The sequence below is a fragment of the Achromobacter sp. GD03932 genome, assembly GCF_029839485.1.
GTDB lineage: Bacteria > Pseudomonadota > Gammaproteobacteria > Burkholderiales > Burkholderiaceae_B > Achromobacter > Achromobacter bronchisepticus_A.
The window spans coordinates 1-21,490 of record NZ_JAOCAT010000049.1; the positions used below are offsets into that span (position 1 = coordinate 1).

The following is a 21,490-nucleotide window of genomic DNA, read 5'->3' on the forward strand; positions in this document are numbered from 1 at the left end:
GGACACTATGCCAATTAATGTACCCATTATCCTGACATGGCTGCGCATCGCCATGATTCCGCTGGTGGTCGGGCTGTTCTACCTGCCCGAAAGCTGGATGTCGGTCCCTGTACGCGACACTTTCGCCGCCTGGGCTTTCATTATTGCGGCGTTGACCGACTGGTTCGACGGCTGGCTGGCCCGCCGCTGGAACCAGACCTCGGCGTTCGGAGCCTTCCTGGATCCTGTCGCCGACAAGCTGATGGTCTGCGCGGCCCTGATCGTCCTGCTGGACCTCAGCCGCGTCGACGCCTTTATTTCCCTGATCATCATCGGCCGTGAAATCACGATTTCCGCGCTGCGCGAATGGATGGCCAAGATCGGCGCCAGCGCCAGCGTGGCGGTGCACCGGCTGGGCAAGTTCAAGACCGCCGCGCAGATGGTGGCGATTCCGTGCCTGCTGTACAACCAGCCGATCTACGGCATCAGCGCCCGCCTGCTGGGCGATGTGCTGATCATCGTGGCGGCGGTGCTGACGGTGTGGTCGATGCTGTATTACCTGCAGCGCGCCTGGCCCGCCATCCGCGAAAAGGCCATGTAGTCCAGAGTCCGATTTATTGTTTGACAGAACGGCGGCTCGGCTCGCGCAAGGCGGCCGCCGTTGAATACCAAGAGCGATCCACCGGCGTGTCCGGCACGGCGCCTCAGAGTCCAACGCCCGGAGCATCCGGACGTTGCCGGAGACAACCCGCGCACCGCCCCATCCGGCGCCGCGCTACCTGCCGCTGACCGCGGCCGCCCGCAATGAACACCGCTGCGAATACCCTGGCCCTGGACGCCGCCGCCCGCCGGCGCGACTGGAAGATCATCCTGCTGATCGGGGTGGCCCACGCTTCCTCGCACTTTTTCCAGCTGGTCCTGCCCTCGCTTTATGTCTCGCTGGGCAATGAGTTCGGCCTGGACTTCGCCCGCCTGGGGCTGCTGGTGTCAACGTTCTACGTGGTGTCCGGCATCGGCCAGGCCTCGTCGGGTTTCGTCGTGGACCGCATCGGCGCGCGGCCGGTGCTGTGGTTCGGGCTGACGTGCTTCGTGCTGTCGGGCGTGCTGATCGGGTCGGCCAACGGCTATGCCATGCTGATCGCGGCGGCAGTCGTGGGCGGCATCGGCAACTCCGTGTTCCATCCCGCCGACTATTCCATCATCAACCATCGCATTTCCGCGCCGCGCCTGGGACACGCTTTCTCCACGCACGGGCTGACGGGCAATCTGGGCTGGGCGCTGACGCCGGTGTTCATGACCAGCATCACCTTGCTGGCGGACTGGCGCGTGGCGGCCTACAGCGCGGCCGGCCTGGTGGCGCTGGTCCTGCTGCTGACGGTGCTGGGCCGCGACCTGATCGGCGGGCCTTCGCCTCTGGAGCACCATGCGGACGCGGAAGCCGGCAAGGCTGCCGCCAAGCCCGCGGCGAAACCACAGGAAAGCGTGCTGACCACGCTGGCCACGCTTTTGTCCAAGCCTGCGCTGTGGGGCGCGTTCCTGTTCTTTGCGTGCACCTCCATCGCGCTGTCCTCGGTGCAGAACTACACCATTCCCTTGCTGGGCCAGCTGTACGACCTGTCGAAGGTCGCGGCCAGCTCGGCGCTGTCCGGGTATATGGTGGCTTCGGCCGTGGGCATGGCCGCGGGCGGCTTTCTGGTGTCGGCCAATCCGCGCACCGAACGCACCGTGATGGTGGCCCTGATCCTGGCGGGCCTGACGCTGGTGGTGCTGGCGCTGGGCCTGGTGCCCGCGGTCCTGGCCGCGCCTGTGGTGGCGCTGGCGGGATTCTGCTCGGGCGTTGCGGCGCCGTCACGCGACATGCTGATCCGCCGCGTCACGCCCAAGGGATCGACCGGATCCGTCTACGGGCTGGTGTATTCCGGCATGGACGTGGGTTCGGCGCTGGGCCCGCTGGCATTTGGCCTGCTGCTGGATGCCGGATTGCGCCAGGGCCCCTGGGTGGGCGCGGGCGTGGCATTCGCTGCCGCCGCCTTCCTGGCGCAATGGATCGCGGTGCAGGCCCGGCGCGCGGAACCCGCGGCCGCGGCTTCGGCGGCTGCGCGCTCCTGATTCTGGCGGGCCCCAGCACGGGGGCCGGCTGTTTGACCCGCCGCAAGGTTCGACCCGCTTCCCTCTGATGTAATAACCCTTACAGGAAAAAGGTTATTCACAGGAGAAGCGAAATGAGAAGGGCAAGCGCGTTGCTGGCGGCGGGAGTCGCCTTGGGCGGTTGGATCGGTCTGGCCCACGCGGCCTCGCAAGAGCCGATACAGCCGGTGGAGCCGGCGGTCATCAAGGAGCCGGCCAAGGTCGAGCTGGGCAAGAAGCTCTTCTTTGACCCGCGCCTGTCCCGCTCCGGCGCGATTTCCTGTAATTCCTGCCACAACCTGGGCATGGGCGGCGCGGACAATCTCAAGGCCTCGATTGGCCACAAGTGGCAGCAGGGCTCGATCAATTCGCCGACAGTGCTCAACTCCAGCCTGAACATCGCCCAGTTCTGGGACGGCCGCGCCAAGGACTTGCGCGAGCAGGCGGGAGGTCCCATCGCCAATCCCATGGAGATGGCCTCCACCCACGAACTGGCGGTGCAGGTGCTGAACTCCATCCCCGGCTATCGGGCGGAATTCAAGCAGGTCTTCGGCAAGGACGACATCACCATCGACGAGGTCACCGGCGCCCTGGCCGCGTTCGAGGAAACGCTGGTGACGCCCAACTCGCGCTTCGACCAGTGGCTGCGCGGCGACCAGAAGGCGCTGACGGTGCGCGAGCTGGCCGGCTATGAACTCTTCAAGAACAGCGGCTGCGTGGCCTGCCATAACGGCGTGGCGGTGGGCGGCAATTCGTTCCAGAAGATGGGTCTGGTCACGCCCTACGTGACCGAGAACAAGGCCGAGGGCCGCGCGGCGGTGACGGGCAAGGACGCCGACCGCTTCAACTTCAAGGTGCCGACGCTGCGCAACGTGGCGCTGACCTATCCGTACTTCCATGACGGCGAGGCGGCCACCTTGACGCAGGCGGTGGACGTGATGGGCCGGTTGCAGCTGGGCCGGACTTTCACGCCGGACGAGAACGCGCAGATCGTGGCGTTCCTGAAAACCCTGACGGGCGATCAGCCGGCGATCCAATACCCGGTGCTGCCGCCGTCGGCCGACGACACGCCGCGGCCCGAGCCCTTTGTGAAGTAACGCGGTTTCCGGCGCCTACTGGCGGACGGTGCGCACGTCCGCCGGCGGCCCGGCTTCGAAGTTGCTGCGCCAGGGGTTGATGTCCAGCCCGCCGCGGCGCGTATAGCGCGCGTAGACCGTCAGCTGCTCTGGCTGGCAGGCCTGCATGATGTCGCTGAAGATGCGCTCGACGCAATGCTCGTGGAATTCCGCATGTTGGCGGAACGAGACGACGTAGCGCAGCAGCGATTCGCGGTCTATCGGCGCGCCCCGGTAGCGGATCTGCACGCTGGCCCAGTCGGGCTGGCCGGTGACGGGGCAGTTCGATTTCAGGAGGCGCGAGGCCAGCGTTTCCTCGACCACGTCGCCCGGGCGGGTGCGCAGCACTTCGGGCGCGGGCTCGTAGGTGTCGATCTCGATGTCCAGCTTGTCTATATAGATGCCGTCCATCTCGCCCATCCGCAATTCGGAGAAGCGCTGCGGCAGGAAGAAATCCAGCCCCACCGGCGCGCCGGCGGCGGCGCTCAGGTCGCGTTCCAGGCGGCCGCGCAGGGCGGCCGAATTGACCAGGCGGGTCTGGTTGAACGAGTTCAGGTACAGCTTGAAGGATTTGGACTCGATGATGTTGGGGCTGTCGGCCGGCACCGAGAAGGTGGCCATGGCTACGCGCGGCTTGCCCTTGGCGTCCAGCCAGGACAGCTCATAGGCATTCCACAGGTCCACCCCGGTGAAGGGCAGCTTGCCGGCTTCCAGGTTCAGCGCCGCGCGATTGTGCGAGCGCGCGATGGGGAAGAGCAGCGAGGGGTCGTATTGCGAGGCGTAGGCCACGCTCTGGCCCAGCGGGCCGTGGGACAGCGTCATAGCGGAGTCATCGGAAACTTGAAGAATGAGCGCATTGTAGGCGGTAGGAAAAAAGCCCGATTTTCCACACTGTGAAATGTAACCTTCGTCATGTGAAAGCCGCTGCTGCGCAGCAGCGGGAACCCATTTCACAGATGATAATTGCGTTCCGCAATACGAAATCAAGTTTGTAATTTATTGATTTATAAGAATAATATTTTTCGTCTTGTATAAGACATCAGTCCACATTGCTCCGCAGCAGAGGCATAGACTTTGTCCAACGATTCACGCAACGCAGGACGCGAATCTTTTGAAGTCTTCCCATCACTGACCAGGAGCATCAACATGAGCAACCGCGAAACCGAAATCCGCAATCTGCAGAAGGACTGGGCCGAAAATGCCCGCTGGCAAGGCATCAAGCGCGACTACAGCGCCGAGGACGTCATCCGCCTGCGCGGCTCGATCGGCGTGGAACACACGCTGGCGCGCCGCGGCGCCACCCGCCTGTGGGAACTGCTGCATAGCGAGCCTTTCGTGAATTCGCTGGGCGCCCTGACCGGCAACCAGGCCATGCAGCAGGTCAAGGCCGGCCTGAAGGCGATCTACCTGTCGGGCTGGCAGGTTGCCGGCGACGCCAACCTGGCCGGCGAGATGTACCCCGACCAGTCGCTGTACCCCGCCAATTCGGTGCCGCAAGTGGTCCGCCGTATCAACAATTCGCTGACCCGCTGCGACCAGATCCAGTGGATGGAAGGCAAGAACCCGGGCGACGAAGGCTACATCGATTTCTTCGCCCCGATCGTCGCGGACGCCGAAGCCGGTTTCGGCGGCGTGCTGAACGCATTCGAATTGATGAAGGCCATGATCGAGGCCGGCGCCTCGGGCGTGCACTTCGAAGACCAGCTGGCTTCGGTCAAGAAGTGCGGCCATATGGGCGGCAAGGTGCTGGTTCCGACCCGCGAAGCCGTCGCCAAGCTGGTGTCGGCGCGCCTGGCGGCCGACACGATGGGCACGCCCACCGTGCTGCTGGCCCGCACCGACGCCGACGCGGCCGACCTGGTGACCAGCGACGTCGACGAGAACGACCGTCCCTTCATCACCGGCGAGCGCACCGTCGAAGGCTTCTTCCGCACCAAGGCCGGCATCGACCAGGCCATCTCGCGCGGCCTGGCCTATGCGCCGTACGCCGACCTGATCTGGTGCGAAACGTCCACGCCCAACCTGGAGTACGCCCGCAAGTTCGCCGAGGCCATCCATCGCCAGTTCCCGGGCAAGCTGCTGGCCTACAACTGCTCGCCCTCGTTCAACTGGAAGAAGAACCTGGACGACGGCACCATCGCCAAGTTCCAGCGCGAGCTGGGCGCCATGGGCTACAAGTTCCAGTTCATCACGCTGGCCGGCTTCCACGCGCTGAACTACGGCATGTTCGAACTGGCCCACGGCTACGCCCGCCGCCAGATGAGCGCCTTCGTCGAACTGCAGCAGAAGGAGTTCGCCGCCGCTGAAATGGGCTTCACCGCCGTGAAGCACCAGCGCGAAGTCGGCACCGGCTACTTCGACGCCGTGACGCAGACCATCGAAGGCGGCCAGTCCTCGACCACCGCGCTGACCGGTTCGACGGAAGAAGCCCAGTTCGAACACGGCAAGGAACAGAAGGCCGCGTAAGCATCGCAGGAGAGTTATGCAGTTGTAGTTGCTGTTGTAGGGTGGATTCGGGTGCCTTCGGGCACCCTTTTTTTTACTTGGCGCTTGGCGTCGTTCGACATCCTTTGGGTCCACACACTCCGTTACAATAAGAAGCTTTGTGAATTCGAGCGATTCGCGCAGCCGTCCCACTTCTGGATCGGCCTTTTTCTTGCTTTCAGAATGCCTCAAGAACCTCCATCCTCAGCTGCCATGCCCGTGGTCGCGGCCTTCGACTTCGACGGAACGCTGACCTATCGGGACACGCTGCTCCCATTTCTGGCGCGAGTGTCGTGGCCCAAGCTGGCGCTAGGCCTGGCCATGGTGTCTCCGGCCCTGGCGCTGCTCATGTGCGGACAGGGGGGCAGCGACCATGGCATGGCCAGAAGGGAACGCGCGAAACAGCGCCTGTGCAGCGTCGTGTTGCGCGGCCGCAGACAGTCCGACCTGAAGGCGCTGGCTGCCCGTTGGATTCCTGGCATCGCGCTGCGGCCCGACATGCTCGCTCGATTGCGGGCACATCAAGAGTCCGGGCACCAGGTGGTGATCGTCAGCGCTTCCCCCGACCTCTATCTCGAGGATGTGGCCCGGGGCCTGGGGGCTGAACTCATTTGCACCAGGTTGGAAACGGAGGGAGGCCGCCTGACCGGACGTTTCAGCACGCCAAATTGCTGGGGGCCGGAGAAGGTGGCGCGCCTGGAAGCGCGTTTCGGGCCTATCGGCGACTACGCGTTGCACGCTTACGGAGACAGCAGCGGCGATGCCTGGATGCTGAAGGCCGCGGATTGCGCCTGGCTCAACGGGAAGAGGGTGGTTCGATGATGCCGGCATGGACCCTGCTGCGGCCCCATCAGTGGCTCAAGAACGGATTCGTGCTGGTCGGGCTGCTGTTCGGGCATTACTGGAACGATCCCGGCCTGGTCATGGCCGTCGCGATCGGATTCGTGGCATTTTGCATGGCGTCCAGCGCCGTCTACGTGTTCAATGACTACCACGACCGCGAGGCCGACGCGCGCCACCCCAGGAAGAAGATGCGCCCCATCGCGAGCGGAAGCGTAAGCCTGCGCAGCGCCCGCATGCTGGTGGCGGCATTGGTTGCGGGGGCGCTGTCGCTGCCCGCGTGGTTCGGCCTGTGGGGGGTGATGGCTGCCGTGGCTGCCTATCTCGCCCTCAATATCGCGTATACCTTCAAGCTCAAGCATGTGGTCCTGGTGGACGTGTTCTGCATCGTGGCGGGATTCATGATCCGCCTGGTCTGCGGAACCTACGCCGTGGGCATCACGCCGTCGCGCTGGATGCTGCTTTGCTCGTTCATGCTCACTTTGTTCCTGGGATTTGCGAAGCGTCGTGCGGAGTTCGGCCCGGCCTTGTCCGGGGACGCCGCCGGGCACGGGGCCACGCGTCAGGTGCTGCGACATTATTCGCCTCAGATGCTGGACGTGCTCATGGCGGTAACCGTGAGCATGACGCTGGTGACCTACGGGCTCTACACCGTGGATGCCACGACCGCAGCCATGCATGGCACTGACAATCTGATCATCACCCTGCCCATCGTGACCTTCGGCCTTTTCCGATACTTGTACCTGATCTACCGGGAAGGGGCGGGGGAAGACACCGGCCGGGATTTGCTGTCCGATGCGCCGATCCGCCTGGCGGTGATCGCCTGGGCTCTCGCGGTTTTCCTTCTGGTCAGATAACCATGGCATACCTATTCCTATTCCTGGCCAGCGCATGCAGCGTCGCTGCGAGCATTGCCTTGAAAATCGCGGGAACGTCCCGCGGCATGCCCTTGTTCGGCGTGCCGGGCGGCGCGACTTATGTCCTGGCCATCGCCTCATACGGCGCGGGCTTTGGCTTTTACGCGCTGTCGCTGCGCCGCTTGGACCTTACGCTGGCGTATCCGCTGATGGTCGCCATATCCATACTTGGCATCTTCGCGTATGGGGCATTTTCAGGCGCCGAGGAACTCGGCGCGTATCGCCTGGCGGGCGCCGCGCTCATCGCCCTCGGCATCTTCCTACTCTCTCAATAAAAGCCGATCCGATGATGACGAGATTCTTCGGCAGCCGTTTCTACAGCGGTTTCCTGTTGCTGTTCTTTTTCCTGATGGTGGCGGCGGCCTCGTTCAATGGCTTCTATACGAAGTGGCGCCTGAACGACGGCCATCCTTCGCTGGGCTTGTCGTACATGGTTGAAGGGACCGCCGCTCGCCCCTACGTCTATCGCCAGCTGCTTCCCGCCATTGCCAATCAGGTCCAGGCCTGGCTGCCGCCGGCAAGCGTGGAGCGGATTTCCAAGAGCCTGTCGGACCCGCGGAAAGTGAACAGCCGCTCCAGCCTGGCGATGAAGTATCCCGAATCAGAGGCCCTGAAGCCGGCAGTCGCCTTGCGCTATTACATCGTCTATTACCTGACCTTCTTCGCCTTGGTCGCCAGCCTTTACGTCATGCGCGCACTCTGCCTGCGGGTCGGGGCGACGGCGCCGGCCGCGATCGCCGCGCCGGCGGTCATGGCCTTGCTCTTGCCGTTCATGCTGACCGAGGGCGGCTACTTCTACGACTTCACCGAGGCGCTCTTCATCATGAGCGCCGTGACGCTTGCGCTGGGCATGACAACGCTGCGTTCATGGCGGGTGCCGCTCCTGCTGGCGCTGGCGGGGCTGGCGACGTGGAACAAGGAGGCGTTCTTCTGGTTTACGCCGGCGCTCTATCCGCTCCTGCGCGGGCACTTGGACCGCGTGCGCGCGGCTGGCCTGGTTTCCGCGTTGATGTTGGTCGGCGGCTGCGTCTACCTGGCGATGCGGCTGCGCTATGCCGGAAATCCCGGTACGACGGTGGATTTCCAGCTATGGGACAACCTGCTGTTCTACGCGGATCCCGGCAACTGGTTCCGCACTGAGAACACGTACGGCATTCTGTTGCCGCGCGGTTTCAGCATCGTGTTCATGCTTGTCTTTGCCGGCCTGCTGGCCAAGGCATGGCGCAGCTTGCCTGCCGCCTTGCGCAACCATGGCGCGACAGCCGCGGCGATCAATCTGCCCCTGTTCTTCCTGTTCTGTTCGCCTGGTGAAATGCGCAATCTCAGCATGCTGTATCCCACGTTGCTGCTGTTGATCGCCTGCGCGCTGTCGGCGTGGCTGGCCGGGGCCGGCCACGCCAACCGGTCCCGATAAGGGAAGCCCGGCAATTCTGCGCGGCGCTTGGCGTCAGAGCCCGAAGAACGCCGAGTACACCAGCCTTTCCTCCACCACGCGGCGCTGCTGCGTGGCGCCGGCGCGCCGTTCGGGCACGGCGTTGTCGGTGTAGTAGCGTTCGTATTCGCGCACCGCGATGCGCGCAGGCTTGCCGCCGCGGTCGGGCAGCGTGACGCTGGCGGACCAGATGACCGGATCCAGCAGCTCGCCCAGCAGCGGGCCTTCCAGCACTGGCGGAAAACGCACCACCGGGCCGACGACCACGTTGCCCAGGCGCGAGAGATCGGCGAGCGTCGTGGGCGTGGCGGTTTCCAGGATGGGCAGTTCGCGCATGCGGTCTATGAGTATGGGGCCAGGTATCGGGCCTGGCGGCTGGGGCGCCGGTCCTGACGGATCCAGCAGGCCCGAGGCCAGTACGGCGGCATCGCTCCAGGCCAGGTCGCTGTCCAGCGCCGGGTCGCGCGTCTGCAGCACCAGCTCGACGCGGTTGCGGCCGCTTTCGGCCGTCTGGCCTATGCCGGGAATGAAGGAGATGTTCAGGTACTCGGAGTCCAGCGGGAACTTCATCGGCCCGTGCTTGGGCACCACGCCGCGCAGGCTGAACGTCAGCCGGCCGCGTTTCTGCTCGAACACGGCGCGGCGGCGCGGCAGCACCTGGGAGAACTCGGCCTGCACCACCCGCGACAACTTGGCCGAACCGATGGCGTTGGGCTGATAGCGGGCCAGCGCCAGGCGCACGAAGGGCATGTAGGTCCGGCCGGGGTCGAGCTCGATGTCGCAATACCAGCGCGCGCGTTCCTCGCTCCAGCGCACGCGGTGTCCGACCACATGCACCAGCTTGGCCGGGATTTCCTGCAGATAGACCTGCTCGTCGGTGACGCGCGCCGAGAAGTCCGACACGCGCGCCTTGTGCTTGGGCGGGGCCGTTTCCCACAGCGGATCCAGGCCCCATTGCGTCACCAGCGGCGTCAGCGGGTTGGTGATGTCGGTGAAGTTCTGGCCGTCGCCCGCGATCACCACGCCCAGCAGCTCGCCGTCGCCGGAGGAGAACCAGGGCCGCTCCAGCCAGACCCGCAGGCCGTTGCCCAGCCGCGTCACGTCCAGCTTGCCGTCGCCCGCCGTTTCCTCCCAGCGGAAGGTCGGCACCACGTAGGTCAGGACGGGGGCGTCCGGCGGCGCGCTGGCGCGCACGATGGTGTTCTGTGCCGTACCGTCGCGCCTGAGCACCGGGGCGCCAGGGTCATCGTCCGCGCCCGTTTCCACCAGCGGGCCGTCGGCAACGGGCCCCAGCCGCGTGACCTTGTCCGCCTGCGCGTACAGCGAGGGCGGCAGGTATTCGCGGAACCGCGTGGCGGCGCGCAGACGGTAGCGGATGAGGCGGAAACGGGTGTCGCCGAATTCATGGCGGTCGCCGCGCGCGCGCAGCTTGCCGTCCGCGTTCAGTTGTTCCTTCACCGCGTTGCTCAGGGTGAAGAGGTTCGCGTAGTTTTCCGACAAGGGAACCTCGGCCAGCACGCCATGGCCGGCCTGGCGTTCCGGGCGCGGCTTCTGCAGGTCGTCCACCCATTCGTGCCAATCGGCCTCGATCTCGACCTTGCCGGTGGTGGGGCCGTGCAGCCGTACGCGGGCGTACAGGTCCGCGTGGGCATCGCCAGGTCCGCGTTGCGGTTCCTCTGCCATCAGCAGCAGCGGCTCGCAGATTGGTTGCTGCGTCGCATGGACCAGCACCAGCGAGCGGTACGGCGTGACCATCCAGCAGCCGCCCAGTACGGAAGACAGGCGCAGCGTGCCGCGCTCGCCTTCGCTGTTCGCCCAGGCGGGGATGCCGAAGGTGTTGGCCAGGCCGGGATTCACGAAGCTGGAATAGCGCAGCCGGGCAATGCGCCCTTTGGGCAGGTAGAAGGTCAGGACCCGCTTGGCTTCGTCCCAGCTGGGGAGGCCGTCGTCCAGGAAGTCCTCCGAGCAGGGCGGGTCGGTCAGGGTGGCGCGACGCTCTTCCAGCACGATGCGCAAGCCCAGCGTGTCCGGCCACTTGGATGCATGCGCCACCAGCAGCACAAGCTCTTGCGCGGGCGTCAGCGCGATTACCGCGCTGGGTCCCAGCACCTTCGGTCCCGTGACGCCGGGCAGGGCATGGCCGGGCTGGGCGCGCAGCGCGATGCCGCCCGCGGCCGGGTCCGGCAGATAAGGCGTGAGCACCTGCGCTTCGCGGTGGATGACATATTGCCCGGCGGCCAGGCGCTCGCCGGTGGGATGCTCGGCCGAGGGTTCTTTCGGCGGCACCTGTTCGGTGGTGGCGACCGCTTTCAGCACCTGCGGCGTCACCAGTTCTATGTCCGTGCCCGGCCCCTCGTCGTAGAGCGTACCGGCGTCGCGAGCTGCGATCTCGTAGGCCTGCTTGATGCCGGCGGGACTGCCCATCATGGCGTCGAACAGGCCGTGCGTTTCGCATTGCAGCTGCGAAGCCTTGGGCGGCACCACGTGGCGTTCATTGATGGCGGTATACGTGTAGTCCTTGGAGGCGTCCTCCAGGCGGGCAGCCTTGAAATCGGGGCTGTCGAGGTAGGTCGCCGGGTCCATGCCGGTATTGCTTCGGATCACCAAGCGCTCCAGCGACTCGCCTTCACTCAGGCGCGCGCGTTGCACCAGCGCCGGCGGGTCCACCGGCTCGAAGCGCCAGTAGACGACGGGCTGGGTGGCGTTGTCGTCGCGTTCCAGCGAGGGATCGTCATGCGCCAGGCTGTTGCCGGCCAGGTCCACCAGGCGCGCGCGGAAGCGGTAGGGCATGCCGAAGCGCAGGCGCGGCAGGCTGCCCTTGGCCGCCGCGAAGCTGACCGCCAGGCCGTTGCCTTTTTCCGCGGCCGTGTCCTGCACGTCTTCCGGCGCCTCGCCTTGCACACCGCTGTCCGGATCGACGCGGTCACGCAGCGTGCGCCCGGGCCGCGGCGCCACCAGGCTCCAGCCGGTCCAGCGGAACAGCGATTCATGCAGGTATTGGTCGTCCGGGTCCTCGCCGCCGCTGGTGGAGGCGCCTTTTACATAGCCTTCGTCGTCAGGCAGTTGCAACGGCGCGCCGCCGTCCGTGCAGCGGTAGGTGCCGGCGCGCTGGCACAACGAGCGCCATTTCGGAGGATCGCCAGGCGCCTGCGGCTGCGCATCCACGCGATAGCCGCGCAGCAGATCCTCGGCATAGAGCACGATGCTGCCCGGCGCGCCCGACAGCGCCGCGTTCTTCAGGGCCGCGGCCGCGGCGTTCTGCGCGACCTCCCAGGCGCGGCCGCGCCGCGCCACGCCCAGGCCGCCCGAGCGCAGCGCAGCCACGCCTTGTTTGTCGCCGGTGGTGTAGGTCACCGCGCCGTCGGCGCCCAGCGCCAGGCTCTTGGCGATCAGGTTCTGGGCGCTGAGCACGAAGTCCACGGTTTTTAGCGCGGCGCCGTCGGCGTCGACCTGGTAGACGTCGAACGGCGTGCGTGGTTCGTACAGGTTCCAGCTGTCGTCCGCGCGGCGCAGCTTCAGCATGCCGCGTTCATGGTCGGCGGGATTGCGGGGACGCGTGGTGAAGCGTTCCGCGTCGCCCGTCCAGGCGGTGGCGGGGCAGGCGTCATCACCGGCGTCGTGGCCGTCCTGCCAGCGCAGGGTCAGGAAGAAATAGCCCTGCGCGGCGGGCGCCGCCGCCAACTGCTGTTCCAAGACCGAACCCGCCGGGACCAGGCAGTCGATGACCAGTCCGAGCTGGCGCAGCAGCGCCGGGTAATCGCCGTAGGACGCCACGATGGCGTGGAAGTCCATTTCCGGCTGCGCAGGCGGCGCGGGCACGTTTGCGCCGTCAGGCCGGCGGATGCTGCGTTGTTGCGCCGTGGGCGGGTTGCGGCGGTAGAAACGGTTGGCCTGGAACAGGGTGTACTCGGCCTGCGAGTTCCACAGCTTCATCAGGTTCTGGTCGGGGCCGGCGAGGCCGCCATCGTTCCAGCGGGTGGGCAGGGCGCGCAGCGGGAAGCTCGCCCCGGGCTGGGGATTGCCCTCGGCGTTCACGCCCGGCGCCGCGGCGTGGCCTTCGTAGACGCTATGCGGGCCGTAGACCTGGGAGCGCAGCACGCGCTCGGCGCCGTCGCCGCCGTCGTCGAAGAAGCGGTCGAAGCCGGGCAGCGGCATTTCGACGCGCCGGTCGCCCAGCGAGATGAAGGCCGTGCGCGTGCCGCAGTCGCTCAGCATGTCCTTCAGGCCCGGATGCGCGTCGCGCCAGGGCAGCAGCGTGGGCGGCGTGCCGGTGGCCTGCACCGCCAGCCTGCCGTAGTGCTTGCGCGCCAGGCCCAGCACGCCCGCCACCGAGTACGAGAACAGGTTGACTTTGCTCATGTCGCGGAACACGAAACCGGCGACCGGCGTGGTCTTGGGCAGCAGCCGTTCCCACAGCGCCGCGTCGGCTTGCGCCTGCGGCTCCAGCTCGATCTCCGCTGCGCCGGTGTTCAGCGCGAAGCGCACCCGCTCCAGCGTGCGCGGCCAGTTGACCCAGTCGGCGAACGCGTGCAGCTGCTGCTCGTTCACGGCCTGCGGCGTCAGGCGCGGCGAGGCCACGATGGAGACGCGCAGCCGGCCGGCGTCGGGGCCAGCGGGTACGCGGCCGTTGGGGATCGCGGTCCAGACTATCGTTTGCTTGGCCATGGACGTTCCTCAGGCAAAGGCTTCGGCGTATTCGCGCCAGGCGTACTCGGTGCCGTCGTCGATCTGCGCCAGCTCCTGCGCCAGCGGCAGGTCGGGATGCGGCCCCATCAGGTCGCGGAAACCCGGGTCGCCATTGGACCCGGCGAACTTGCGTTCGCACGACAGCGACACGCTCATCGAGAACATGAAGACTTCGATCTCGACGGTGATGGTGGCGCGCCCCGCGCACTTGCCGCTTTCGAACTCGTAACGCAGTTCCAGGTAGATCTCGATGGAAATGCTGACGATGCCCAGCACGCTGACGCAGCCGCCCATGCGGAAGTAGCCGGCCAGCGAGCAGGCGTTCTTTTCCATGCGGAAATAAATGCCCGCCATGACGTGCACGCCGCCGGAGGCCACGCCCAGGTTCACCGACACGCTGGCGCCGAACTCGAAGGCGGCTTCCATCAGCTGGATGCCGCTGGGATCCAGCGTGATGCCGAAAAAGCCGCCGCCGCCGAACATGCACACCGACAGATTGAAGGGCTGTTCGCGCGTGCAGAAGTTGAAGCGCACGGCCAGCGGTTGGCCGATGAAGGGCACGGTGAAGCCCGCGCCCAGGCTGAGGTTGGACAGATTGAAGACGCCGATGGCGACGGCTGGCAGCGCCAGGTCGAAACCTGCGTCCACGCCCTTGGCCGAGATATCCAGGTAAGGCGGGTCGGAGAATCCATCCAGCGGGATCAGGTCGCGCAGCGTTTCGACGAAGGACAAGGGGCCCACGAACTTGATGTCGGTCAGCAGCACGTCCACGTCCATCTTCGCGGCCGTGTCGATGCGGAACTCGATCTTCTCGAAGTTCAGCTCCATGAAGCTGGCAGGCGCGATCAGGACCAGGTCGAAGTCCTTCAGAGAGCAGACCACCGACATCTTGGGCGCGCTCTGCCCGTTCTTGCGCACGCGCGCCTCCACCGCCACGCGAAAGCCGCGCGCATCGTTGACGCGGAACAGCGGCGGATCGCCCGGCTTGATCGACCAGCTCTTGATCACCGGGTTCCAGTCGAAGCGGATGGTGAGTTCATCGCCGGTCAACAGCTCCAGCAGTTCCGCGCTGGCCAGCACGGCGTCCACCGCCAGCTTGACCGCCTGCAGCGCAGTCTGCGCGATCTGGCGCGGCGCGCCTTCCAGCAGGCGCGCGCCGCCTATGGTGGCGGACAGAGGATCGACCGCGTTTGTGATGGCCTGCAGGCGCGTCCTGAGCGTCGCGGCGTCGGCAAACAGTTCGTCCAGCTGGTCGGGGTGGCCCACCACCGCATCGAGCGCGTCGTACAGCGCCTTGCCCTGCACCAGCAGCGCCGGCACGACGCCGACGCTATCCAGCAGCGTCTGGGCGGTGTTGGCTGTCTGGCGCAGCGATTGCCGCAGGCCATCCGGCAAGTGCGCGCCGTTCACTTGCGCGTCCGCCGCCGTGCTCAACGCCCGGGAGGCATCGCGCGCGGCGGTGAGCACGGCGGGCAGTCCCGGCAGCGCGGGCGCGGCGTCGAAGGACAGTCCGGCCAGCAGCGCGACCTGCGCGCGCACGGCTGCCAGCGCGGCGATCAGATCGTTGACGCGGGCCTTTGCGTCCTGCACCAGGTTCTGCGCGTAGGCCTGCGCCTGGCTGAGCAGATCCTCCAGCGTGTCGTTCAGCACCTGCAACGCGGCCTCGGCGATGCGGCCCGGCTGCTGCGCCAGGTCCGCCACCAGGCCATAGAGCCGGCCCATCTCGTTGACCAGGCTTTCCAGCTGGGAACAGGCTTCCGATACGAAGCGCGGCACCTGCTCCGGCGTGCCGGCGGCGTTGGACACCGCTTCAATCACGTCGCCCAGCGGTATGCAGCCGAACAGCAGCGGGAAGGGCAGGTCCGGGGACATGACCTTGGGGAAGATGTCCGGGCCGTTCATCTTGCCGGCGACGAAGTCCGCCACCTTGCCGCTGACCGGACCGGCCATGCGCGACAGCGCCGTGGGGCGCAGATTCGGCTGGACGAAGCCGCCCGCGCGGTCGCCTTGCGCGGAAAAGTTCAGCACCGCGTCGCCGCGGTAGCCGGGCTCGGCGTCTATGTTGCCGAAGACCTGGCCGACGTTGCCGGAGTCGAATCCGAACCGCAGGTAGTGGTCGTTCCAGCTCAGCACGTTGTTGCTGTCGCTGCCGGTCAGTTCAGCCAGCGCGGCGATGCGGATCTCGGCGCGCTTGACGCCGGGATAGAACAAGGGGCCGTTCAGCGAGTCGCTATAGGCGCGCAGCTGGGTGTTGCCAGGATCGACCAGGCCGTCGAACTCGATCGTCTCCGCTTGCGCCGCGGTATCGCCCGGCTTGAGCGGGGAAGCGAACGTGACGCGTTGCTGCTTGAACTGCGCCGTGCGGCGGCCGGATTCGGCGTCGCGCCAGGCCTTGCGCGTTTGCTTCGCGAAAAGCTCGGCATTCACGTAGTCGGGCGTCAGCCATTGGCCGCTGATCTTGCGCGGGCAGGCATGGCCGCCGTCCATGAAGATCATGGGCAGGTCGAACTGCACGATGCGGCCGTCGATGTCGGTGGCCGAACAGGCGAAGCGGAAGGGGATTTTGTCTATGCACGGCCAGAACAGCACCTGCCCCAGGCCGTCGATGTCGCTGTCCGGGGAGGTGGGCGCATCCAGGCTGGGCGTGACGGTGGTCAGGATGCGCACGCTGGAGAACGGCATCTGGCGGTGCAGGAAGATCATGTTCCCCGAGTCGTCGCGCGCCTGCAGCAGCGGGTCGGCGTACTGGCGCTCGCGCTGGCGCACGATGAGGAACATGCGCTGGCGCAGGTAGGCGGTGTTGCCGGCCGGGGCGCCCGTATGGAACTTGCGTTCGCTGACCTTCACCAGCGAGGCGCGATGGCCGAAGGGAAACAGCAGGCCCTTGTAGACCACGCGGACGTAATGATCGCGGCCCATGGCGCCGCGATGCGTCCATTCTTCCAGCGACAGCCCGGGCGCGTCCCAGTTGCCGCGCGAGTCCAGCCAGGCGCCCAGCGCGGACAGCATCAGCAGCTTGGCGTCCACCGGCTGCGGCGTGTAGTTGGCGACGGAAAAGTTGGAAGACAGGTGCGCGATCTGGAAGCGGTCGAAATCGTCCATCGGCATGCGGAAGGGCGAGGTATTCGGCTGCGGCAGATAGGTCGTCGCCGGCACCGGGAACGCCGCCTGCATCGGCTTGGTGGTGCCTTCGCCACCCAGCGCCCAGACGGCGCGCACGGTGGGCGTGGGATCGTCCGCCTGCGGCGCCGTTGCGCTGTTCTCCGGCTGCGCGGCCAGCAACTGGGTATGCCAGAGCTCGGTGTGCTGCGTGGCGGCGGAAGTCGCCGGCGCCTTGGCGTGGCGCCAGCGTTCGTCCGCATGCGGGCTGAGGATCAGCCGCCACGGCAGTTCTATCGCCGTCTGCTGCGCGGCGGGCAGCGCGGGCTTGGGGCCGCGCCTGAGGATTTCGATCAGGGCGCTGGTGCGCTGAACCTCACGGACCGGCGCGCCGCCGCCCAGGCGCAATGCGCGCAGGCCTGGCGCGCCGCCTGCCTGCCGCAGCAGCAGCGCCCCGGGCGCGTTCTGCTGCGTGGCGATGCGCGCGCTGCGCAACGCGAAGCTCGACAGCGCCGCGCGTTGCACCGGCGAAAGTTTGTCGATGCGGGTGTCGAACAGATCGCGCAGGTTCAGGCGCGGCGCGCTGGGCCCGGGCGGACGCGCATTGGCGGCCACGGTCAACGGCAGCGACTCCATCGCGGCCAGCACGCCTTCCAGCGTGTAGGGCACGTCGAAGCCGTCGGGAACGGCAAAGGCCAGCCGCGACTCGCCCGCGATGCGCGCGCGCACCGGCGGACCGGTGGGATCTTCCACGCCGCCTGCGGGTTCCGGCTTGTCCGGCGTGGGACGGGGCGGCGGCTGTTTGAAGGTGTCGGGAGGCGGACGTTCGAAGAACGTCTCTTCGCTGATCGACTGCGGCGGGAAGTGGACGATGAGCGTGGCGGCGCCGTCGCCAGCTTTCTTCAGGCGGGGCGGCTGGCCCGGCGTGACCGTCAGGTTGCGCAGCTCCAGCCGCAAGGCCAGCAGATCGGCCGGGCGCAGCACGGCATGGCCGGGGCGGGTGCCGTCGAAGAAATTGCGGTTGGGATTGGGGGCCAAAACAGGAATGTTCAGCCTTCTGGTGACCATGCCAGTTCTCCTGCAAATAAGGAAACCCAGGAACGAAATCCTGCACGTCCAGCTACCTGCGAATCGAACTGCCAATGTGGCGAAAATTATCGTTGTGTTGCGTTAGTAGTCAACAACGCACGGGCCTGCGGCAGCGGCTGCCGCGACAGCGCCGGTTTGAGAATCCGGATGTGGCCGAAAGATGTAGAAGAGGCAGGCCTTCGCTGGGGAAGCTCATGCTTTGCATGAGACTTTTGCCGCCATCTTCAGACACGGGAAGGGGTAAGGCGGGGCCTATCCGCATGGGGGACGGGTGGCCGTCAGCGGAATTTATTTTGTACGAATGCGTAACGGCTACGGCCCCGGAAATCACGCCATCCGCGGCCGGGCCGGGATCTCAACTGGCGACCGCGGGCGCGCCGCCCAGCGCCTCCAGGCATTCCGCCAGCGGAGGAATGGCGCTGGCCAGCGCCTGGACGGTTTGCGCGTCGACCTTGGCCAAGGGCGGAATCTCGGCCAGCACGCGTACGTCGCCAAAGCGTTCGATGGCTTCCTTGTTGCCCGCCGAGAGCGGCCCGCTCATGATCACGCCCAGCACCGGAATCCCGCGGCGCTTGAGGGCCTCAAGGCTGAGCAGGGTGTGGTTGATGGTGCCCAGTCCGCTGCGGGCGGCCAGCACCACCGGCATGTCCAGCCGCGCAATCAAGTCGATCATCATGTGGGTGTCGTCGATCGGCACGTAGAGGCCGCCCGCGCCTTCCACCACCAGCGGCGCCTGCGTGGCCGGCGGGACGATGCTGGTGGCGTCGACGATGGCGTCTTCCAGCGTGGCCGCGGCCCAGGGCGACAGCGGCGCCTGCAGCACGTAGGCCGGCAGGTGCAGGCGTTCGGGCGGCAGCCCGGCCAGTTGCGCCACGGTTTCGGTGTCGCCGGGTTCTTCGGCCACGCCCGTCTGCACGGGCTTCCAATAGTCGGCGTTCCAGGCGCGCGCCAGGATCGCGGACACCAGGGTCTTGCCGATGCCGGTGTCAGTGCCGGTCACGAAGACGCCGGCGGGGGACTGGTTTGATTTTTTCCACATACCGTAGGCCAGGTGATAGGTCACCCCGGCTCCTTGTTCGTCAAACGCCGCCAGCACCCGCCGCAGTTGCGCTGCGCCCAGTGGCGCGCGTCCGGGGGCGGGCGTGGTGGCGCCTATGCCTTTCAGGGCGCGCAGGAAATGCAGCCCGTCAGGATGATTTTGTATCAGCCGTTCGCTGCGCACGCCACCCGCCAGATTGCCCCTGTCCGGATGGATGGCGGCGGCGGCCGGATAGCGCGGCGTGGCGGGGGCAAGCCCCGCCGCGGCATGCGCGGCCTGCCACTCGTGGAAGGTGCCGTCCGCCAGCGTCGCCACCGCCAGGCAGCCGCCCGGCGCGAGCAGCGCGGCCAGCCGGCCCAGCCCGGCGTTCAGGTCGGAGAACCATTGCACCGCCAGGCTGGAGCAGATCAGGTCGTAGCCGCCTTCGAGTCCGGCGGGATGCTCGCCGTCCAGCAATTGGTAGCGGGCCCGGCCAGGCAGTGAGGGGCCGCGCTGCGCGGCCGCGAGCATGCCGGGGGCGATGTCGGTGACGGTCCAGTCGGCGGGACCGATGCGGCGCGCCAGCGCCTGGGTCAGCAGGCCGGTGCCGCAACCGATTTCCAGGATGCGGGGGCGGCGCGGCAGGGGCAGCAGGGCGATATCGCCGGCCAGCCGCTCGGCAGCTAGCCGCTGGACGGACGCGTGGTCTTCATAGGCGGGAGCGGCGGCGCCAAAGCGCGCGCCGATGCCGGCGTTGCGGGGGGCTTGCGTCATGCGGCGCGCGCCAGGCCGTCAATGAAGGCGCGGATGCGCTCCGCGCACCAGGGCGAGTCCGACACTGGCAGCAGGTGGCCCCCGCGCGTCCGCATATGGATCTCCGCGTCGGCCCCGCCGGCAAAGACCGCCTGCGTCATGGCCTGAGGCACGATGGGGTCGTCGGCGCCAGCCAGGACCAGCAGCGGCACGGGCAGCGCCGCCAGGGCCTCGCGCCGGTCTTCGTCGCGCAGGGCCTCCAGGTCGCGCGTCAGCGGCGCAAGTTGCGGGTCGCCGAAATCGGTCGCGTCGCCGCAGCGCTGGCGGAAGTCGCGCAGCACCGACGCGGGGTCGGCGGACAGGCGCCGGGACATGCGTTCCAGCACGCGCGGCGCCACGCCGGCCTCGAAGCCGGGGCCGGCCGCGAAGCGGGCGAAGCCGTTGATCGACACCAGGCCGAGGCAGTCTTGCGGCAGTCCGCGCAAGAGGCGCAGCAGGCCCAGCGAATGGCCGATGGCGATCACCGGGCCGGCCAAGACCGGCTCCTGCGCCGGCCCGAAATAGCCCGCGTCGAAGACGGCTTGCGGCCAGTCTTCGAGTTCAGCGCGCAGCGGCGCCCAGACCGAAGCGTCGAAGGCCCAGCCGTGTACGAACAGCAGGGTGGGGCGGGGCATGCCGGCTTGCATGGAGACGGCGGTCATCACGCCAGCGCGGCGGCGAAACCGTCGATCAGGCGCGTCACGTCCACATCGCGATGCGCCGCGCTCAGGGTGACGCGCAGGCGGCTGGTGCCGGCGGGGACGGTGGGCGGGCGGATCGCCACGGCCAGCAGGCCGCGCTGCTCCAGCCCCGAGGCCAGTTCCAGGGCGCGGGCTTCGTCGCCCACGATGGCCGGCACGATCTGGGTGGACGAAGCCCCCGTGTCCAGCCCCATGCCGCGCAGCGCGGCGCGCAGATTGTCGCCCGCAGCCGCCAGGCGGGCGCGTTCGGCGTCCAGCGTGGGCACCAGGTCCAGCGCCGCGTCCATGGCGCCCAGCACCGCGGGCGGCAGCGCCGTGGTGTAGATGAAGCCCGAGCAGGCGTTGATCAGGTAGTCGCACAGCGCGCGCGAACCGGCGACGTAGGCGCCGAATCCGCCCAGCGCCTTGCTGAACGTGCCCATGGCCAGGTCGATGCGGCCGGGCGCCAGCCCCGCCAGCCCCATGCCGCGCGGACCCAGCACGCCGGTGGCGTGCGCTTCGTCCAGGTAGACGAAGGCGCGGTAACGGTCGGCCAGGGTTGCCAGCCGTTCCACGTCGGTCCGGTCGCCGTCCATGCTGAACACGCTTTCGGTGACGATGAATCGCGACACGGGCTGGCCGGCCGCGCTCTCCGCCTTGGCGGCCAGCAGGCTTTCCAGATGAGCCAGGTCGTTGTGCCGGAAGCGGATCTGCTTCACGCCCGCCGCCTGGCAACCATGATGCAGGCTGGCGTGGTTGAGCTTGTCGGCATACAGCTCGACCTCGCCCCGGCTGGCGGCCGCGCGCAGCAGGGCGGGCAGTACGGCGGCGTTGGCCTGCCAGCCCGAGGCCAGCAGCAGCGCGGCCTCGGTGCCTTTCAGGCGGGCCAGCTTGGCTTCCACCTGTTCGTGCAGGTCCAGATTGCCGGTCACCAGGCGCGACGCCTGGGCGCCCGCGCCGTGGCGGGCCGCCCATTCGCGCGAGCGCTCGACCAGCAGCGGATGCCGCGACAGGCCGAGGTAATCGTTGCTGGAGAAGTTCAGGACTGGCTCGCCCTCGAGGACGAGGCGTCCCGGAGCGGCGGCGGAGGCCGTGCGCAGGCGGCGGCGCACGCGGCGCGCTTGCGCGCGCGCCAGTTCGGAGGAGAAAAGCGGATCCAGCTTGGACATCTATATTTCCTGCAGCGGCCGGGCAGGGGGGAGGCCGCGCCAGGCCGTAGAATGCGGGCCATT

General features: G+C 67.4%; 14 protein-coding genes. 8 read left to right on the forward strand and 6 right to left on the reverse strand.

Features of this window, described 5'->3' with window-relative positions:
- Positions 1-7: 7 nt before the first annotated feature.
- The 3 genes from pgsA to N5C88_RS29745 all read left to right on the forward strand — a co-directional run bounded on the left by pgsA (position 8) and on the right by N5C88_RS29745 (position 3,203).
- Positions 8-580, forward strand: coding sequence for a CDP-diacylglycerol--glycerol-3-phosphate 3-phosphatidyltransferase (pgsA, locus tag N5C88_RS29735; protein ID WP_059372426.1), 573 nt, complete (start codon positions 8-10; stop codon positions 578-580).
- Between the two features lie 203 nt (positions 581-783).
- Entirely contained in the window at positions 784-2,088 is a 1,305-nt protein-coding gene (locus N5C88_RS29740; RefSeq protein WP_118932519.1) for an MFS transporter, read from the forward strand.
- Positions 2,089-2,201: 113 nt separating this feature from the next.
- On the forward strand, positions 2,202-3,203 hold the full coding sequence (locus tag N5C88_RS29745; RefSeq protein WP_118932518.1) for a cytochrome-c peroxidase: 1,002 nt from the start codon (positions 2,202-2,204) through the stop codon (positions 3,201-3,203).
- A 15-nt stretch (positions 3,204-3,218) separates the two neighbouring features.
- Here the strand turns inward: N5C88_RS29745 and queF are convergent, their stop codons facing one another.
- Complete coding sequence (queF, locus tag N5C88_RS29750; RefSeq protein ID WP_059372432.1) at positions 3,219-4,043, reverse strand: NADPH-dependent 7-cyano-7-deazaguanine reductase QueF; 825 nt, start codon at positions 4,041-4,043, stop codon at positions 3,219-3,221.
- Between the two features lie 324 nt (positions 4,044-4,367).
- Here queF and aceA point away from each other — a divergent pair, with 324 nt between their 5' ends.
- From aceA to N5C88_RS29775, 5 genes are all read left to right on the forward strand, one after another.
- Positions 4,368-5,687: an isocitrate lyase gene (aceA, locus tag N5C88_RS29755; RefSeq protein ID WP_042794353.1), complete on the forward strand. Its 1,320-nt coding sequence runs from the start codon at positions 4,368-4,370 to the stop codon at positions 5,685-5,687.
- Between the two features lie 84 nt (positions 5,688-5,771).
- Positions 5,772-6,527 (forward strand): HAD-IB family hydrolase, encoded by a 756-nt coding sequence (locus tag N5C88_RS29760; RefSeq protein WP_280016782.1) that lies wholly within the window; start codon positions 5,772-5,774, stop codon positions 6,525-6,527.
- Positions 6,524-7,402 carry a decaprenyl-phosphate phosphoribosyltransferase gene (locus N5C88_RS29765; protein ID WP_280016784.1) on the forward strand — a complete coding sequence of 293 codons (879 nt, stop codon included), beginning with the start codon at positions 6,524-6,526 and terminating at the stop codon, positions 7,400-7,402. The genes N5C88_RS29760 and N5C88_RS29765 overlap by 4 nt, the downstream gene beginning before the upstream one ends.
- Positions 7,403-7,404: 2 nt before the next feature.
- Positions 7,405-7,737 carry an SMR family transporter gene (locus N5C88_RS29770; protein WP_118932517.1) on the forward strand — a complete coding sequence of 111 codons (333 nt, stop codon included), beginning with the start codon at positions 7,405-7,407 and terminating at the stop codon, positions 7,735-7,737.
- A gap of 11 nt (positions 7,738-7,748) precedes the next feature.
- Positions 7,749-8,876, forward strand: a complete 1,128-nt coding sequence (locus N5C88_RS29775) for a hypothetical protein (protein WP_251881891.1) — start codon at positions 7,749-7,751, stop codon at positions 8,874-8,876.
- 33 nt (positions 8,877-8,909) lie between these two features.
- On the opposite strand, the gene N5C88_RS29780 is transcribed toward N5C88_RS29775, so the two are convergent.
- From N5C88_RS29780 to N5C88_RS29800, 5 genes are all read right to left on the reverse strand, one after another.
- Positions 8,910-13,559 carry a hypothetical protein gene (locus N5C88_RS29780; RefSeq protein WP_280016786.1) on the reverse strand — a complete coding sequence of 1,550 codons (4,650 nt, stop codon included), beginning with the start codon at positions 13,557-13,559 and terminating at the stop codon, positions 8,910-8,912.
- Between the two features lie 9 nt (positions 13,560-13,568).
- Positions 13,569-17,747, reverse strand: coding sequence for a hypothetical protein (locus N5C88_RS29785; RefSeq protein WP_280016787.1), 4,179 nt, complete (start codon positions 17,745-17,747; stop codon positions 13,569-13,571).
- Positions 17,748-18,123: 376 nt separating this feature from the next.
- Entirely contained in the window at positions 18,124-19,560 is a 1,437-nt protein-coding gene (bioD, locus tag N5C88_RS29790; RefSeq protein ID WP_118932514.1) for a dethiobiotin synthase, read from the reverse strand.
- Positions 19,557-20,213, reverse strand: coding sequence for an alpha/beta fold hydrolase (locus N5C88_RS29795; RefSeq protein ID WP_280016788.1), 657 nt, complete (start codon positions 20,211-20,213; stop codon positions 19,557-19,559). The genes bioD and N5C88_RS29795 overlap by 4 nt, the downstream gene beginning before the upstream one ends.
- A 26-nt stretch (positions 20,214-20,239) precedes the next feature.
- Positions 20,240-21,427: an aminotransferase class I/II-fold pyridoxal phosphate-dependent enzyme gene (locus tag N5C88_RS29800; protein WP_280016789.1), complete on the reverse strand. Its 1,188-nt coding sequence runs from the start codon at positions 21,425-21,427 to the stop codon at positions 20,240-20,242.
- Between the last annotated feature and the right edge of the window lie 63 nt (positions 21,428-21,490).

Excerpts from the sequence above, each read along its gene's own strand:
- N5C88_RS29785 (WP_280016787.1), bottom strand. The coding sequence starts at position 17,747 with ATGGTCACCAGAAGGCTGAACATTCCTGTTTTGGCCCCCAATCCCAAC.
- N5C88_RS29800 (WP_280016789.1), bottom strand. The coding sequence starts at position 21,427 with ATGTCCAAGCTGGATCCGCTTTTCTCCTCCGAACTGGCGCGCGCGCAA.
- aceA (WP_042794353.1), top strand. The coding sequence starts at position 4,368 with ATGAGCAACCGCGAAACCGAAATCCGCAATCTGCAGAAGGACTGGGCC.
- N5C88_RS29765 (WP_280016784.1), top strand. The coding sequence starts at position 6,524 with ATGATGCCGGCATGGACCCTGCTGCGGCCCCATCAGTGGCTCAAGAAC.
- N5C88_RS29780 (WP_280016786.1), bottom strand. The coding sequence starts at position 13,559 with ATGGCCAAGCAAACGATAGTCTGGACCGCGATCCCCAACGGCCGCGTA.
- N5C88_RS29770 (WP_118932517.1), top strand. The coding sequence starts at position 7,405 with ATGGCATACCTATTCCTATTCCTGGCCAGCGCATGCAGCGTCGCTGCG.
- bioD (WP_118932514.1), bottom strand. The coding sequence starts at position 19,560 with ATGACGCAAGCCCCCCGCAACGCCGGCATCGGCGCGCGCTTTGGCGCC.
- pgsA (WP_059372426.1), top strand. The coding sequence starts at position 8 with ATGCCAATTAATGTACCCATTATCCTGACATGGCTGCGCATCGCCATG.
- N5C88_RS29745 (WP_118932518.1), top strand. The coding sequence starts at position 2,202 with ATGAGAAGGGCAAGCGCGTTGCTGGCGGCGGGAGTCGCCTTGGGCGGT.
- N5C88_RS29795 (WP_280016788.1), bottom strand. The coding sequence starts at position 20,213 with ATGCCCCGCCCCACCCTGCTGTTCGTACACGGCTGGGCCTTCGACGCT.
- queF (WP_059372432.1), bottom strand. The coding sequence starts at position 4,043 with ATGACGCTGTCCCACGGCCCGCTGGGCCAGAGCGTGGCCTACGCCTCG.
- N5C88_RS29775 (WP_251881891.1), top strand. The coding sequence starts at position 7,749 with ATGATGACGAGATTCTTCGGCAGCCGTTTCTACAGCGGTTTCCTGTTG.
- N5C88_RS29740 (WP_118932519.1), top strand. The coding sequence starts at position 784 with ATGAACACCGCTGCGAATACCCTGGCCCTGGACGCCGCCGCCCGCCGG.